Genomic DNA, 14714 nt, shown 5'->3' with positions numbered 1-14714 from the left:
TATTATATAAATATCTATTCATATATATATATGTCGCTACCTAGCAGCTTCGGGCTCATAGCGAGCATATTTATAAACCGGACCTACCTAATAACTTAAAGTTCGGATTGAAATTTTGGACGGAACAGACAATTGATCTTTCTTTGAACTATACGCCTTATGACTAAAAAAGCCATTTATATTTTATCAGCTATAGCCGCCTTGTTACTCATTGCATTTGGGCTACAGCCACTTAAAAGAGGAACGGGGTCTGATACAAAAACAATCTATCAGCTGGACAAAAGCTGGCCTGCATTGCCAGAATCTTTAAAATTAGGAAACCCCACGGGTATCGATCTCGATACCAGCCAGCACGTTGTAGTTCTGCACCGGGCAGATAGAAAATGGCCTTTAGCAGGCCCGATGCCACAGGAACGGATTCAGCAAAAAACAGTATTATTTCTTGACAAGGATAATGGACAGCTTCGTCATAGTTGGGGCAATAACCTGTTTATAATGCCGCATGGCCTTACAGTAGACCATGATAACAATATATGGATAACAGATGTAGGTTTACACCAGGTGTTTAAGTTTAGCAGCGAGGGAAAATTGTTATTGAGTTGGGGTGAAGCTGGCGTTGCAGGCAGCGACAGTACTCATTTTAATATGCCTACAGGTGTTGCGGTTGCCGATGATGGAACGTTTTATGTGAGCGATGGTTATGGAAACAGCCGGATAATGAGGTTCGCTGCGGATGGAAAGTATTTATCCGAATGGGGCAAAAAAGGAAACAAAGCGGGCGAGTTTAACATTCCCCATGGCCTTGCCCTCGATCATCATGGATTTGTTTATGTAGCCGACAGGGAAAATAGCAGGATTCAGGTGTTTAGCGCCACAGGTCGTTTTATAAAGGAATTATCTGGTAACTGGGGAACGATCAATTCGGTTGATTTTGACCCCCTGCGATTGCAATTACTGGCATCTGATGATATTGCCTTTTTAAAGTTGAAACACCGGGGGTCTGATATTTTAATTTTCGATACTGCAGGCAGGGTACAAACAAGGATAGGCCGGAGCGGCTTTTACAATGGTAGCACGGCCTGGTACCATGATCTGGCAACAGATAAAGCGGGCAATATTTATGTTAGCGACATACAGGGAAACACTATTCAAAAGTTTAAAAAAATAACCAAATAGAAACCTGGTAAAATTGTATCATGACGAAAAAAGTTATACTAGACCTGGCAGTAAGCCTGGACGGATTTATTGAAGGGCCCAACGGAGAAATTGATTGGTGTATTATGGATGATGATATGAATTTTGATGGGTTTTTAGTAAGCATAGATACCATCTTCTATGGCAGGGTAAGTTATGATGCCTGGGGAAATTACCAACCGGATGCCAATGCATCGGGGGCAGAGCAAAGCCTTTGGAAGGCTGTACATGAAAAGAAAAAATATGTATTCTCCAGTCAAATAAGTGAAGATAGGAACGCCACATTTATTCAGTCAGACATAGCAGCTGCGGTATCATCCGTTAAAAATGGAGAAGGAAAAGACATCTGGCTGTACGGAGGCGCCAGTCTTATAAAAACTTTTATTCGGGAAGGTTTGATCGACAGGTATCGCATATCTGTTCACCCCATTGTGCTGGGTGCCGGCAAGCCTTTGTTTGAAGATTTAAAAGACAGGATTGCCTTAAAGCTGATCCAAACCAATGTGTTTAAATCCGGTGTTGTGCAATTGATCTATGAACCCTAAATAGTGTATTAACTCGTCCGGTAACACTTCTTGGTACGCTCTCTCATTACCGCTATCGCCTGTTCCCGGGTATCAAACATGCCGTTGATATTGACGAGGTTGTCTGCCAGCTTATGATACTGCTTGGTCATCAGGTATATAAAAATGTGCAGGTAATGAATACCATCAAATACGATCGCCTTTTTACTGGCAAACTCATCTTTTCGTTTTAAAAACTCTGCAGGCATTTCGGTATAATGCAAGCCTGGCCTGATGTGGTGGATAATATGGTATCCATCATTCCAGCAGGTATGGTTATACACCGTATTAATGCAATTAATAGAGTTAGTATATAAGTTATCCGGATCCTGAGCATCTATAAATGAATGTTGAGTCCAGTTACCTAACATCATTACCAGCCTTGCAAACAATAACGGAACAATAAACACCACCATTGTAGCTTTGAAATTTATAAAGCACATAGCAATGCAAAAAACCATGTATACATATTCGCCTAACGTAAGACGGGTATATAATTTCTTTCTTTTGCGATTGAACAAATACTGGATAGTATTAATAACACCCAGAAAAATAAAGTTTAGAAAATACTTGATGAAATCAACTACACTATCCCGCTGGTAATGCATAGTACTGCTGGTATCTTCTTCATTATTATTTTCTACATGGTGCATACCCATATGATGACTAAAATAACCTTCAGGAGCATGACCGAAAAGCGGGCATAGTATCCAGGTGATATAGAAATGAAATTTGCTTTGATAGGCCGGTTTAAAGGTTTTGCGATGACAAAAACAATGAAACATCAAACCAAAACGACCCTTAAAATAAAACTGGGCTACATAAAAATATACCGCTGCCACTGCCCACCATACCCAGCCCGTAAGAAGGTTTGTAAACAAAATGATAGCCGCCGGAAACACCGTGAGTTGAATAAGGGTTAATAAATGAATAAAGGGAAGATCACGCTTATCATTCATCAACTTCAACCAAAGCCTGTCATAGGCGTTTGGCTGATAATCAGCATTATATACAGGATCTGTAAGATTTTGCAAAGACTTCATTTCGGTAAATTAGGTAAATTAAACGTGAACAGCGCATTTATTAAAGCAATAGTTTGGGCAGCAGTGCAAACTACTGCTAATTATATGAATAAACGCCACATATATGTTAAAATAAATAGACCAAAATATTGTTTTTTTAAAAAAATACCCCTATATGGTACTATAATCGTATCTTTGTATGGTTAATTTGAGTTACTGCTCGTTGTAAACACCTAGTGTTCCCACCTTTTGTTTTACAAGTTTGTCATTTCCTCGAATCTTTTTACAACTAATTAAATATCACAAAATGAACATTTTCGTGTCCAATCTTGGGTACAGTTTCAGCACTGAAGACCTTAACGAATTATTCTCTTCTTATGGAGCTGTAGATTCCGCCAGAGTTATAACAGACAAATTTACTCAACAGAGCCGTGGCTTTGGTTTTGTAGAAATGTCTGACGAAGACTCAGCCTTAAAAGCCATTAAAGATTTAAATGGTACTATGCAGGACGGCCGCTCTATTAAAGTAGCAGAAGCACGTCCCAAGGAAGAAAAAACCGGTTATTCTAACCGTTGGTAAAAAATTGCCGGTTATGGCAGAAAATAAATAAATTGCATGGATAACTTATCAATCGAAAAATTCCTGGAAACAAAATCGAGTGCCCGGGTGGTAAACGTACATTTTAAAGACAGGTCTACCGTAACCGGCCTTTTTGTCAACCTCAGGGATTACGACGAATTAAAAGCCAAGAACTTTTGGCGTGTAGTAAATGTTAAACATATTGAGCAATGGGAACAAACCGGGAATATGGAATTGTCCCGCCTGTTCAACGGAGCTTCATTTACAAAACTTACCGCATCGGGTAAGCAATAACTGGTTATATTTTTTAATCATTTTTAAACAATAAAACATTTTAATGGGAGAAACCTGGAATAAAAGGGAAAGAGAACAAAAAAAGAGAAATGCTAAAAAGCAGAAAGACGAAAGAAAACAGGAGCGTAAAGAAAATACATCCAAAGGCAAAAGCCTGGATGAAATGATGGCTTATGTTGATGAATTCGGAAACTTATCGGATACGCCTCCACCGAAAGATAAACGCCCGTCATTGCTGCCCATACCGCCTACGGTTGCCAACAGCAGGGAACTTAACGAAGAGGTAATTACTCAAAGAAATGGTGTTGTAACTTTCTTTGACGGTAGCAAAGGATACGGTTTTATAAAAGACACCCGTACACAGGAAAGCATTTTTGTGCATATCAATTCTTCGAATGTAGAGCTGCAGCAAAATCTTAAAGTAGTTTTTGAAGTGCAGCAGGGTCCCAAAGGATTGGTTGCTGTTAATGTTTCAGCTGCTTAATACGCTTACCTATCATCTTATATTAAATCAAAAGGCTGCAACAGTTGTTGCAACCTTTATTTGCTATGGAGTAGTAGTAGTTCTAATTATTCCATAGCATCCATGTTAATTCCACCCTTAGCTAACTCTGTAAGTAACGCATCACAATTCTTTTCTTGCTCTAATATGGTGAGCAAATGGTCCAAAGCGGTGTTTTCACCTAATGCTTTGGCATAGGTAGCTAATGTACCGTAAGTAGCAATTTCATAATGCTCCACTTTTTGTGCGGCACCAATAATGCCGGCGTCACGTACTGCACCGGAAGAAGTCTCTTTAATGATACTGTCGGCTTCTTCCACCAGCCCTTGCATCGCATCACATTTCTCAGTCTGGGCTCTTTTGCCAATTGAATCGAAAACCGCTTCTACAATAGAAACATGCCCCCTGGTTTCTTCCAGATGAGTAGCTATAGCATTTTGTAAGTCGGGGGATGTGGCATTCTTGTGCATTTTAGGAAGCGCTTTTGTCAGCGCCTTTTCGGCCCAGTAAATGTCCTTCAGGCCATGCTCAAACAGCTCTCTCAATTCTGTAGCTGCATCTTTTTTAGGTGCTGTTTTTTTTGACGGAGCCCCGCCTGCCGGACGGGCAGGTTTCTTCGCAGCAAGTCCGCCAGCCGGACGTGCCGTTTTTTTAGCGGGTGATTTTTTTGCGGCCGCCCCGCCTGCCGGACGGGCGGGCTTTTTCGGTGCTGCCTGTTTTGCCTTTGCCATAATGATAAGGTTTAAAGATTAATGAGTTAGGATATTATGGTAGTTATGATAAAATGTAATTCCTGAAAGTTTGTTCCTACTAATGTTCTTAAAAAGCTCCAACAGGATATATTTCCAGATCATCATGTAATTTATCAGTAACAATACGGGTGCGTCGCCCGTCAATTACTTCTTCATGCCATTGCCATTCGGACAGGTTAATCGAAGTATTGATATTTGTTAAATAGGCTATTGAACTTCCGGTAAATAAAACCGGGATAATGGGACCATTTTCCTGGTCGTTATTAGTATTATTATGAAAAATACGCATGATCTAAAGTTGAGTTTGTTAAGAAGATGAGAGAAAGGCGACGATTTTTCGCCGCCCGGTTTATATGGAGTTTGCCTAATGTACAACTGCATCACGAAGGCTCCTGATTTGATCGTGAGAAGCCTTCAGTGCCGATTTTTGCTGACGGATCAATTCTTTGGTGCGAGGCATAACATCTTCATCATCCAAAGCCATTTGGTAAGCCTTTTGCGCCGCGTCTTCGCCCGCTTCACAGTTGTTTAAAACAGTTTCTCTGTCACCACCCGTAAAAACGGCTTTTACATCCATCCATGCACGATACAGTTTTCCCGACACCGTTGTGCCGTCTGCAGGCGATCCGCCATATTCTGTAACAAGGTCCTCCAGCTCTTTTTTGTAAGTAGTACTTTCGCTAATCATATTACTAAACAAAGATTTCAGATCTGCATCCTGTCCATCTTTCAGTTCATCAATTCCTTTTTGGTATCCTACAATACGATCATTATTAATCTGGATAAGATCATTTAATGCATCAATGCAAGCTTTGTGTTCCATTTTTAATTGTTTTAAAGGTTACTTAATTTTAATAGGCTACTGATTACGATGTAGTACCAGTTCAATTAGTGTACCAGAATTGCCTATTTTTAACGTCGGCCTAAAACGTCGGAGAGCCCTGGGGGACAAGGGTTTGAGTAAATTTTGTGTGGATTTTTTTCTACTGTTATACATACCCGGACGACAGGTTTTAGACTATTCCCTGATGCTGCTGGCTTTCAAGCCTTCCTATTTGTTTTCTTTAGGTAGCAAACTGTGCAAATAGCGCCACACTGCTTTATCGGGAACTGATTTTATACAGTTGAAATCAGGCTTGGTTTTTCAGTAATTTTTAAAAAATAAATTTTTAATCTGCAATTAGCCACATAGAGGATGCAAGAACCAGTGAGGGAATAATGGCTTTGGAACTTGTGAAAAAGGAATTTACGAAGGTGGATCAGAAGAGAGAATAATCAACTCAAGGCATACTTAACTGGTATATTTCGAGCCCCTCTTTCCCCAACGCATATAATTTTCCCTCTTTTAGCAAAAGCTGCCGGTAATTAAGCATGGTTTCGGGGATGGTCCATTCGTCGTATTTTAAAGTGGATACATTGTATCGATACAATTTGCCATTGGCAACGCCAGTGATCAACTGATCGGCTACCCTTAAATGGTTCCAGCGGGTAATATCTATCCTGTTTTTGTAGGCTCCATAATAATCGAAAACAAAAATGCCCTGTAGCGAATCGTAGAGATAAACAAACCGGTTTTGATCAAAAACCTTTACCGGTGCAAGGGCCTTATCAAACACCTGTCTGAAATCAGCCGTTTTGAAGATGACTTTCCCCTCATCGTCCAGTTTCTTCAACACATTGTCCATATCGTCGTACATCCAGATCTTTCCATCGTATGAAAGACCTACGGCTGTTGCATTAAAAATATTTTGCCTGCGCAGATCGATCGTGTTCTTCAGGTTGAGCATGCCATCTAATATAGCTACGGTTGAAAATCCTTTATAATACAGGAGAATTTTCACCGGGTTAGACACATCCACCAGGCTGGCTTCGCCAAATTTTTTAATATCATTGAAAACGGAAATGGAGTCTCCGTTAGCATTTAGCTTTTTGAGCTGGTTGGTGGCACTCAGTAAATAAATATTATCGAGGTTGTCCACCGAGAAAGAGATATAATTGCCGGGCACGGTTTTTAACTTGGGGCCCGGGTAGGTCACCTGGCCGGCAGCCCCCCAGCCTGTTGCAAAAAAAGAAAATAGGATCATTAAAAGCCTCAATGGTTTCGTATTATTTTATGATCATTGTGTTGATAAGATAACAGCTGTATATTATTTCCATCAAATACGGCGTAAGTATAAAAACTGATCCAGTCGCCCAGGTTGATATAACGGCTGTTTGAAGTAAGACGAAAATCGATCGGCAAATGTCTATGCCCGAAAATAAAAAAGTCGAAATGTTTTTCCTGCAGCTTTTCTTTACAGTATTGTACGAGCCACTCTTTTTCTTCTCCCAGAAATATTTCTTCTGAGCTGCCGGTTTTAGCACGGCTCCTGCGGCTCATATAATTGGCTACACCCATGCCCAGCTGTGGCGGTAAAACACCAAATGCCCATTGGCACACGGGGTTTCTAAAAACTTTCTTTAGTCTTTTATACCCCTTGTCGCCAGGTCCCAGTCCATCGCCATGACCAATTAAGAACTGTTTGCCGTTCCAGCTAAATTCTTTCGGCTCAAAATACACCGGCATGTTTAATTCCTGTTGCAGGTAGTCGGTCATCCACATATCGTGATTGCCTACAAAAAAATGAAGCTTTATACCTCTGTCAGAAAGTTGTGCCAGCTTACCCAGCAATCGTACGTATCCTTTGGGTACTACATATTTATATTCATACCAAAAATCGAACATATCACCCACGATAAAGATCTCCGCTGCCTTATCTTCAATTTCATTCAAAAACTGAACGATCAGTTTTTCCCGCACCAGGCTATCAGCATGAGAAGGAGTTCCCAGGTGAAGGTCTGATAAAAAGTATATGTTTTTTTGCTGTTCCAAAATAACCGGATGTAATTGGTAAAATTAGGGAGATGTTTTCACTTAATTCCGACGCCCTATTCCATGGGTGTGCTTAGCTTTTTATCGTAGTGGCTGATACCCAGTCCGGCCAACACCATCGCTAAGCCGCCAATGGTGAAAAGGCTGATTTGATCTCGCATTAAAACAGCTGCGATAATGATACCGAATATAGGACATAAGAATAGCCAGAGCCCGGCTTTTACAGCATCCTGTTTAATCAGCTTCAGCCATAACAAAACAGCAGCAATAGATACGGGGAGCGCCAGCCAAAGGGTACCGGCCCAGAAGCCCGCCGAAAAAAGATTGGACCCTGATTTATAAGTTAATAGCATAAATGGCAGCAAGAAAACACCTCCCAAAAGTGTTTGCCAGCCATTAATAGTGAGCAAATGCAAGCCCTCCCATTTCCGGGAGGTAAAATAAATGGTACCCAATGCATAAGAAAACATACTTGCCATTAATAAGGTGAGACCGCGAGCAGTAACGGATGCATCGGCGAATAGAGGCCAGGCTACCATTACAAAGCCACTGATACAAACCAATAAGGCCAGCAAAATGCGCGGGTTCATCGGTTTCTTTAAAAAGATCAATGATAAAAAGCTAATAAAAACCGGACTGGCGGCAACTGTCAGTGCACCTACACTGGCGGTTACTTCTTTCATGGCTACTACATACATGCCCAGGTAAACAGCAATATTAAGCAGGCCATAAATAGCCAGCTGTCGCCACTCTTTGCGTTGGGGCAACCTGTTTTTTAAAATAAAGTGCGAAACAGACAGCATGATGACGGCTGCTATACCAAACCTGAACACCGCTACAACCAGCGGTTGCGCATCTTTCAGGGCCACTTTAGTTGCCGTGGCTGCTGATGGCCAAAGAATGGCGAAAATAAAACCGGTGATCAGCCAGGACTGCCTGCTCTGTATGTTTTGCTTAGTCATACCTCGTTACACATTGCCTGGTTGCAATACTCCAGATGCTTTTTTTCACGCAAAGGCGCGGAGTTTCGCAAAGAACGCAGAACTATATATCACTCATAAGAACTGCAGGAGAATTTAATACAACCTTTCGTAAAGTGGCGCAAAGGTACAATTTATAGCTGCAAATTTGCTGATCCCCAATCATGGCAATACTTTAGTTAACGCACCATTCCTTCTATCTTCACATTATCGATGCTGAATGTTCCACCCGTGGCTTCTGCATTAAACCCGTACCACCTTATTCGGACCGCGGAGCTGATATTGGTAAAACCAGCTCCCGGTATCACTATACATCCATCCTGCGCCGCAGTGGTAGCATCGGTTACCTGGAAAACGTTGTTCCCTGTAACCGATAAATTATCGTTCAATGGCGAAACAGAGGCCGCCAGGTTTGCAGAAAAGCCATCCATATCTGAGCGCAATACAACCTGCCTGATGCCGGTTCCCGAACGTTGAAGCGTGAATGATATTTTAGTAATGTCAAACTTTTTACCATTATGCGGGGTTAAAATTATTTCGTAATACCTGTTTAAATCGGGTGCGCCCTTTAAAATATCAGGCCCTGTAGCAGTGTCGAGGGGCCAGTTGGTAAAAGAAAACCTGCCTCCGGCGGAGGAATTGGCGCTTAAGCCTGCTGCGGAAAAAGGACTAAAGTTTAAACCATTAACACCCGGAGGATGACCAGGGTCTATCGAGCCTGATACATTGGTAACACTGCTAAAGTCATATAGCGCCACAAAATAACCGCCGGTGCCACCCGTAAAATCATTGGAGTCGCGGAGCGTGATTTGAGTTTCAAGCGGAGCCCCGGCGCTCGTGGATTGGAATAGGGAAACATAACCTGTAATACTGGTGGCAGCGGCAGGCATTGTAATACCCGCAGTATTTCGAACAAAAGTGGTAAGCTCTCCCGTCCCATCTGATATAATAAAATTAGAGCCGATGTTGTTAGAGATACCGGTAGTTACATTTATATCACTAATGGTTACTAAAGTAGATTCCCATGCTCTTTGATTGGCCTTAATATCCGCTATTGTTACGGGTCTTGGCGTAACAATCCCTGTTCCTGATTTTGCAACCATACTTACATCATTAACCTGCAAGCCCCCGTTATAGACAGATAAGGAAAGTCCGCCAACCGTTACCGTTAGTGAATCGCCCACTGTGGCAGCAGGGTTGGCATCCTGAACAAAACGCAATTGGATGCCACCGCTGGCGTCCTGCAAACGATAATTTCCGGCGGCCTCGTTCTTTGAATTGGATATAACAACTCCTTTAATAGAAACTCCTGCGGGGATGGCTGAATCTCCCGTTGCGTAACCCTTTAGGTCGGCGATGCTCTTTATAACGGGTGTTTGCACCTGTCCATTGCAACGGGTTCCCGTAAATTGTACATCTGTTGTGTCACGAATTGTCAATTGCATGGTGCCATTAAAAATGCCGGGAATACCGGTTATCATACCATTTCCATCAGGAATATTAAAAGCGGCAAAACGCGCATAACTGCTGTTTCGTAATATAATGCTTTGCTTTTCACAGGTGGTGAGGTTAAAGTTCACCGCACTTACATTAGTAGACGGATCAGCATAGGTTTTATTAATGTCGGCGTTTCTAAACTCAGCATTGCCGATTTGTACCAGTGTGCTTAACAAAGGATCGTTTATAGTTTTGGTAAAATCTGCCGGCTTCACCATTTTAGGCGTAATGGTATTATTAAACGATCCCTTTACAATATACTGATCAAACAATGTCTGAGGAATGCCTTCCAGGTTCAGAAAACGACCATCGTCTGACCTTGAGGAGTCTATCCCAATCTGTATGGTACCGCCATAGTCTCCCAACATCATTCCTTTTAGTAAAATAAACACCCTGCGACCTACAGGATATTGGGTATAAACATTATTTGCATCCAGCAGTACCGGTATACCGCCTGTCTCATCCTGTATAATTATTTGCTTGTAAAAATTACCCGAGCGGTCTTCGGCAATTACGATGCCCGAAATAATATGCTCTTCATTAATACGTTGAAAATCGCCGATCGCTGTATAACGGGCTTTTAAATCCCTGATAGACAGGTTAGCGTCAATTTCCGGATCTGCATTAGCGGGAGGTATATCAAACTTCCTGTTGCAGGAGGTTGCCAGTACAATTACTATTAAAGCAGCTATCCACTTATTCAATAATTTATTTTTCATAGCAGAGCATTTATTTAAAATCTTAAACCAACACTGGCGAAAAAGTTGAGACCAAACGCATAATAATATTTGGGCGGAAACTTACCGGGCTCTTTTCCTTCAAAGTCAAAGCGCAGTTGTTCAAAGCCCCCCGATCGCATGTTTTTGTTGTTAAGCAGGTTACCTACGCCGAGGTTGAATAGAAAGTAAGTTCTCCTGTTATTAATATAGTAATTTCTCGGCAGTAGCCTGCTCCATCCTCCAAAAAAATCAAGGGTGAACTGGCTGTCAAATTTCTCTTGCCGAAGGATGGCCTGTTTAACCTCATCTGCCGAAGGGTTTTCCGGATCTGTATCTGCAATAGCGTCAGCAGTTCTTCTCAACGGGTTGGGGCTTAGCCACATATTGCTGAAATAATTACCGGTGATGCTGGCATACCAGAATTTAGGAGAACGATAGAACCAACCTGCACTATACGCATTCTGAGGAGTCGAGGGAATACGGTAATTCTTTAGATAGATAGTTTGCTTCGCCAGCGTTTTAGCGCTATTATCAACAGTTACCAGGGCACGTTGCCGGCTATCAAAATAATAACGACCCATTGAAGCAGCTCCATTAAAGCTTAAAGTTGAATTAAGTTTTAGTTCCACACCGATTTCTCCGCCGAAAAAAACCTTGTTGATACCGCTTAATGCATAGTTTACAAAATTCTGGTATTGGTCATGGTAAAAGGTCAGCACGTCAACACCATTGGTGAACTTCGTATAGTAGGCAGTAAAACCAAACCTTAATCGGGGCGCATTTAATTTATAACCCAACTCAGCAGAAACAATGGTTTCGCTTTTAAGATTTTCCTGTACCGTATTTCGCGTACGTTGGGAGATATAGGCATTCTCAAAGAAGGGAGCAGTGGTTCTATAGCTCCCGTTGACAAAAAAGTAATTTCTACCATTCATTTTATAGGTGGCGCCGGCCTTAACAGTTGGATTATTAAAACGCTGCCGGGGAGACCTTCCATAGGAAAGTTCAGGGAATAAGCCGTTACGATTCAATCCTGTACGATAAAAAGAGGTAGCAGACATTTCAGCAGCTGCAAAAAAATCGAAGGATCGCAGTTGTAATAGTAGTTGTGCCCATGCAGCCATCTGCTGTATGGTTATTTGATAATTGTATCCATATTGCTCTCCTGCTGTGATGATGCGGTTGGGTTGACCTAAATCGTGCTGTACCGCATCCGGGTCTGTTGGAAAATCTCTTTCAGCAAATTGATTAATATTGACCCAAAAATCGCCACCCAGCAAGTCCTTCACCTCCTGGTAGTAATGGTTTACCTGTTGCTGGTAATTTGCGCCCGCAGTTGTGGTAAGCGCATTCGTTAACTTACCATTGTAAACAATATTGCCCATTAACCTTCTGATATCATTTACACGGTTGGATAAGATATACACAGATCGCTTGCCACTGAGGCTATTCCCTGCTACTCCGTCTGCATTATTAATAGTTCGTGTATTAGCACTGTTGGCTTCGTATAGTTTTTCCCATTGTATTTGCAAATCCTCAGGATGTTGCTGGTAATGGGTTAGTAAAGACTGGTATGTAGCCTGATTCGTGGCTCTATAATAGCTGGGCAAATAACGATAATAGTCGGGTCTTGGGTCTGGCGCATTATACCAGTCCAGGCCCGAGTTTTTTCTTTTCCCTGACGTATATGCAAAAGCAGTGAAGAGCCGGCTTTTTTCATGGGGCCTGTAATCATGTGCAACCATCCATACAGGCTGATAGGTTTGTAGTACATTAGCATTACGCTTGTTTCCATTTTGATATCCCCAGGAAGGATTGTAATAGTGGGAACCCGCCAGGTTCATCGCTTCCTGCACAGATGGTCCTTGTCGTCCGCTTTCCGTAGGTGCGCCAAAAGTGATGAAAGAAAAAGTATTGTGTACCCCCATTTTCTTATCGATGGCTGCATAGTAACTTGCGCCCTGGTAATAAGTACCAGGCACATACCCTTCTTTAGCATACCTGCCTGTAAGAGCCCCACTATAAGCCCAACCTTTTTTATTGAAACCTGTGCTATGTTGAAGTGTAACCCTGTGATTATAATTCCTGTTAGAAAATGCATATCCCACTTGTGTTTGGGCTCTTTGTGCACCAGCGCGCATATCTACATAGGTATTTAAAGCAATAGACCCTATCGAAAAATCATTGGCCTGCAGGCCGTAACTATTTTGTTGCGCCCGCATAGCATTATTTAAACCGCTCCATAAACCGAAAGGGGTAAAGCCGTTGTCCATCCCATTAAAATCGATGCCGTTGATGTAAATAGCATTCCCTTGTGTTTCATATCCCCGTAACCGGAAACGCGCCGGGCTGAAGTTAAATTCAGCTGCCGAAAGAAACGGATCGCGCCCCGCCGTTAAAATAGAAGACACGACACTTGATCCTTCATCATCGGGATCTTCCTCGTTAATTACAATAGTGGGCAGGTTGTCACGAACCTCGCTTTTGATATCTACAACAGTAGAATCGCTTTTAGGTAAGCTATCTTTTACAGGCAGTGATTGTGCATAGGCCTCACAGGCTGCCAGCAAAGCAGATGCGGTGATAATGTGCTTTATCATATGGTTATTATGCGTTATAAAATTACATAATTTGTGTAATAAAAAGTACAATCCTGCCTATTAAATCTTAATTTTATTTTCAGTTTTTAACCAATCGTATAACCATATGAAACACATTTATTTACTCGTATTCCTGTTGGTTTCAGGAACAGCGTCCTATGCCCAAACCACTTACCGTTCGGCTATTGTTGGTTTTTATAACCTGGAAAATTTGTATGATACTATTTTTCATGGTAGTAATGATGACGTAGCCTTTACACCTAACGGAGCCAAAGCCTATACCGGTAAAGTTTTTAATGATAAGCTGGCTAAGCTTGCCCGGGTATTATCGCAGATCGGCACGCATATCAACCCGGACGGCCCTGCTATTTTAGGTGTTGCTGAAATTGAAAACAAATGGGTGTTGGATACTTTGCTGCGTCATCCGCTTATAGCCGAGCGAGGCTATCGTTATGTACATTATGATTCAAGAGATTTCAGGGGAGTAGATGTTGCGTTGATTTATAACCCGAAATATTTTACAGCAGAGCGCAGCCGGCCGGTGTTTGTAAAGATCCCTGCGGGAACAAAAGATGCGGCATACACAAGAGATATATTATGGGTGAAAGGGTTGCTGGATGGAGAACAAATACAGCTATTCGTTAACCACTGGCCCAGCCGTTCAGGCGGACAAAAGCGTTCAGAACCCGCAAGAATGGCGGCTGCCACAACCGTCAGAAACTGGATCGACTCATTAGAGATTATTGATCCGGGGGTTAAAACTATTGTGATGGGTGATATGAATGATGACCCTACAGACAATAGCATTATTAAAGGTTTAAAGGCTTATGGTGACATCCAAAGCGGGGAGCCCGATGAGCTTTATAACCCCTGGATGGCCATGTACAAAAACGGCATGGGTACGTTGGCTTACCAGGATGCCTGGAGTTTATTTGACCAGGTATTATTATCTCGCTCTTTTCTTGGTAAAAAGCAAGCTGGATTCTTTTACTATAAACACTATATTTTCAAGGCTGATTATATGATTGAAAATACGGGGCCCTACAAAGGGTACCCTATGCGCAGCTATAATGGTGATGTATACCGCGGTGGTTACAGCGATCATTTTCCGGTGTACCTGGTATTACTAAAGAGATAAA

The 14714-nt window shown here is 42.0% G+C and carries 15 protein-coding genes; 6 read left to right on the top strand and 9 right to left on the bottom strand.

Annotated features, from left to right (window positions below):
- The first annotated feature begins 159 nt into the window (after window positions 1-159).
- Window positions 160-1176, top strand: coding sequence for a peptidyl-alpha-hydroxyglycine alpha-amidating lyase family protein (locus tag ACLOAU_RS07265; RefSeq protein WP_427861194.1), 1017 nt, complete (start codon window positions 160-162; stop codon window positions 1174-1176).
- Window positions 1177-1196: 20 nt separating this feature from the next.
- Window positions 1197-1739 (top strand): dihydrofolate reductase family protein, encoded by a 543-nt coding sequence (locus ACLOAU_RS07260; RefSeq protein WP_427861193.1) that lies wholly within the window; start codon window positions 1197-1199, stop codon window positions 1737-1739.
- 8 nt (window positions 1740-1747) lie between these two features.
- On the opposite strand, the gene ACLOAU_RS07255 is transcribed toward ACLOAU_RS07260, so the two are convergent.
- Entirely contained in the window at window positions 1748-2800 is a 1053-nt protein-coding gene (locus ACLOAU_RS07255; protein ID WP_427861192.1) for a fatty acid desaturase family protein, read from the bottom strand.
- A gap of 286 nt (window positions 2801-3086) precedes the next feature.
- On the opposite strand from ACLOAU_RS07255, the gene rbp reads away from it, so the two are divergent.
- From rbp to ACLOAU_RS07240, 3 genes are read left to right on the top strand one after another with little or no spacing between them, the layout of a single operon-like run.
- Window positions 3087-3359 carry an RNA-binding regulator gene (rbp, locus tag ACLOAU_RS07250; protein ID WP_114790158.1) on the top strand — a complete coding sequence of 91 codons (273 nt, stop codon included), beginning with the start codon at window positions 3087-3089 and terminating at the stop codon, window positions 3357-3359.
- A 36-nt stretch (window positions 3360-3395) separates the two neighbouring features.
- On the top strand, window positions 3396-3653 hold the full coding sequence (locus tag ACLOAU_RS07245) for a short-chain dehydrogenase (protein ID WP_427861191.1): 258 nt from the start codon (window positions 3396-3398) through the stop codon (window positions 3651-3653).
- Between the two features lie 43 nt (window positions 3654-3696).
- A complete protein-coding gene (locus ACLOAU_RS07240) occupies window positions 3697-4137 on the top strand; it encodes a cold-shock protein (RefSeq protein ID WP_427861190.1) in 441 nt (146 codons plus the stop codon).
- Window positions 4138-4223: 86 nt separating this feature from the next.
- Here the strand turns inward: ACLOAU_RS07240 and ACLOAU_RS07235 are convergent, their stop codons facing one another.
- From ACLOAU_RS07235 to ACLOAU_RS07200, 8 genes are all read right to left on the bottom strand, one after another.
- Window positions 4224-4886 (bottom strand): YciE/YciF ferroxidase family protein, encoded by a 663-nt coding sequence (locus ACLOAU_RS07235; RefSeq protein ID WP_427861189.1) that lies wholly within the window; start codon window positions 4884-4886, stop codon window positions 4224-4226.
- An 88-nt stretch (window positions 4887-4974) separates the two neighbouring features.
- Window positions 4975-5196, bottom strand: coding sequence for a hypothetical protein (locus ACLOAU_RS07230; protein ID WP_427861188.1), 222 nt, complete (start codon window positions 5194-5196; stop codon window positions 4975-4977).
- A gap of 75 nt (window positions 5197-5271) precedes the next feature.
- Window positions 5272-5730 carry a ferritin-like domain-containing protein gene (locus ACLOAU_RS07225; RefSeq protein ID WP_427861187.1) on the bottom strand — a complete coding sequence of 153 codons (459 nt, stop codon included), beginning with the start codon at window positions 5728-5730 and terminating at the stop codon, window positions 5272-5274.
- A 457-nt stretch (window positions 5731-6187) separates the two neighbouring features.
- A complete protein-coding gene (locus ACLOAU_RS07220; protein ID WP_427861186.1) occupies window positions 6188-6991 on the bottom strand; it encodes a hypothetical protein in 804 nt (267 codons plus the stop codon).
- Window positions 6992-6999: 8 nt separating this feature from the next.
- Window positions 7000-7779: a UDP-2,3-diacylglucosamine diphosphatase gene (locus ACLOAU_RS07215; protein WP_427861185.1), complete on the bottom strand. Its 780-nt coding sequence runs from the start codon at window positions 7777-7779 to the stop codon at window positions 7000-7002.
- 56 nt (window positions 7780-7835) lie between these two features.
- Window positions 7836-8741 (bottom strand): DMT family transporter, encoded by a 906-nt coding sequence (locus ACLOAU_RS07210; RefSeq protein WP_427861184.1) that lies wholly within the window; start codon window positions 8739-8741, stop codon window positions 7836-7838.
- Between the two features lie 197 nt (window positions 8742-8938).
- Entirely contained in the window at window positions 8939-10975 is a 2037-nt protein-coding gene (locus ACLOAU_RS07205) for a DUF5689 domain-containing protein (protein ID WP_427861183.1), read from the bottom strand.
- 14 nt (window positions 10976-10989) lie between these two features.
- Window positions 10990-13575 carry a TonB-dependent receptor gene (locus ACLOAU_RS07200; protein WP_427861182.1) on the bottom strand — a complete coding sequence of 862 codons (2586 nt, stop codon included), beginning with the start codon at window positions 13573-13575 and terminating at the stop codon, window positions 10990-10992.
- 106 nt (window positions 13576-13681) lie between these two features.
- Between ACLOAU_RS07200 and ACLOAU_RS07195 the strand changes: the two genes are divergently transcribed.
- Entirely contained in the window at window positions 13682-14713 is a 1032-nt protein-coding gene (locus ACLOAU_RS07195; RefSeq protein WP_427861181.1) for an endonuclease/exonuclease/phosphatase family protein, read from the top strand.
- Window position 14714 lies beyond the last annotated feature (1 nt).

Source organism: Paraniabella aurantiaca (genome assembly GCF_050309965.1).
GTDB lineage: Bacteria > Bacteroidota > Bacteroidia > Chitinophagales > Chitinophagaceae > Niabella.
This window is presented reverse-complemented; position numbering and strand designations above follow the sequence as displayed.

Coding starts and splice junctions, on each gene's coding strand:
- ACLOAU_RS07260 (WP_427861193.1), top strand. CDS start 1,197: ATGACGAAAAAAGTTATACTAGACCTGGCAGTAAGCCTGGACGGATTT.
- rbp (WP_114790158.1), top strand. CDS start 3,087: ATGAACATTTTCGTGTCCAATCTTGGGTACAGTTTCAGCACTGAAGAC.
- ACLOAU_RS07205 (WP_427861183.1), bottom strand. CDS start 10,975: ATGAAAAATAAATTATTGAATAAGTGGATAGCTGCTTTAATAGTAATT.
- ACLOAU_RS07210 (WP_427861184.1), bottom strand. CDS start 8,741: ATGACTAAGCAAAACATACAGAGCAGGCAGTCCTGGCTGATCACCGGT.
- ACLOAU_RS07245 (WP_427861191.1), top strand. CDS start 3,396: ATGGATAACTTATCAATCGAAAAATTCCTGGAAACAAAATCGAGTGCC.
- ACLOAU_RS07240 (WP_427861190.1), top strand. CDS start 3,697: ATGGGAGAAACCTGGAATAAAAGGGAAAGAGAACAAAAAAAGAGAAAT.
- ACLOAU_RS07200 (WP_427861182.1), bottom strand. CDS start 13,575: ATGATAAAGCACATTATCACCGCATCTGCTTTGCTGGCAGCCTGTGAG.
- ACLOAU_RS07230 (WP_427861188.1), bottom strand. CDS start 5,196: ATGCGTATTTTTCATAATAATACTAATAACGACCAGGAAAATGGTCCC.
- ACLOAU_RS07255 (WP_427861192.1), bottom strand. CDS start 2,800: ATGAAGTCTTTGCAAAATCTTACAGATCCTGTATATAATGCTGATTAT.
- ACLOAU_RS07235 (WP_427861189.1), bottom strand. CDS start 4,886: ATGGCAAAGGCAAAACAGGCAGCACCGAAAAAGCCCGCCCGTCCGGCA.
- ACLOAU_RS07220 (WP_427861186.1), bottom strand. CDS start 6,991: ATGATCCTATTTTCTTTTTTTGCAACAGGCTGGGGGGCTGCCGGCCAG.
- ACLOAU_RS07195 (WP_427861181.1), top strand. CDS start 13,682: ATGAAACACATTTATTTACTCGTATTCCTGTTGGTTTCAGGAACAGCG.
- ACLOAU_RS07265 (WP_427861194.1), top strand. CDS start 160: ATGACTAAAAAAGCCATTTATATTTTATCAGCTATAGCCGCCTTGTTA.
- ACLOAU_RS07225 (WP_427861187.1), bottom strand. CDS start 5,730: ATGGAACACAAAGCTTGCATTGATGCATTAAATGATCTTATCCAGATT.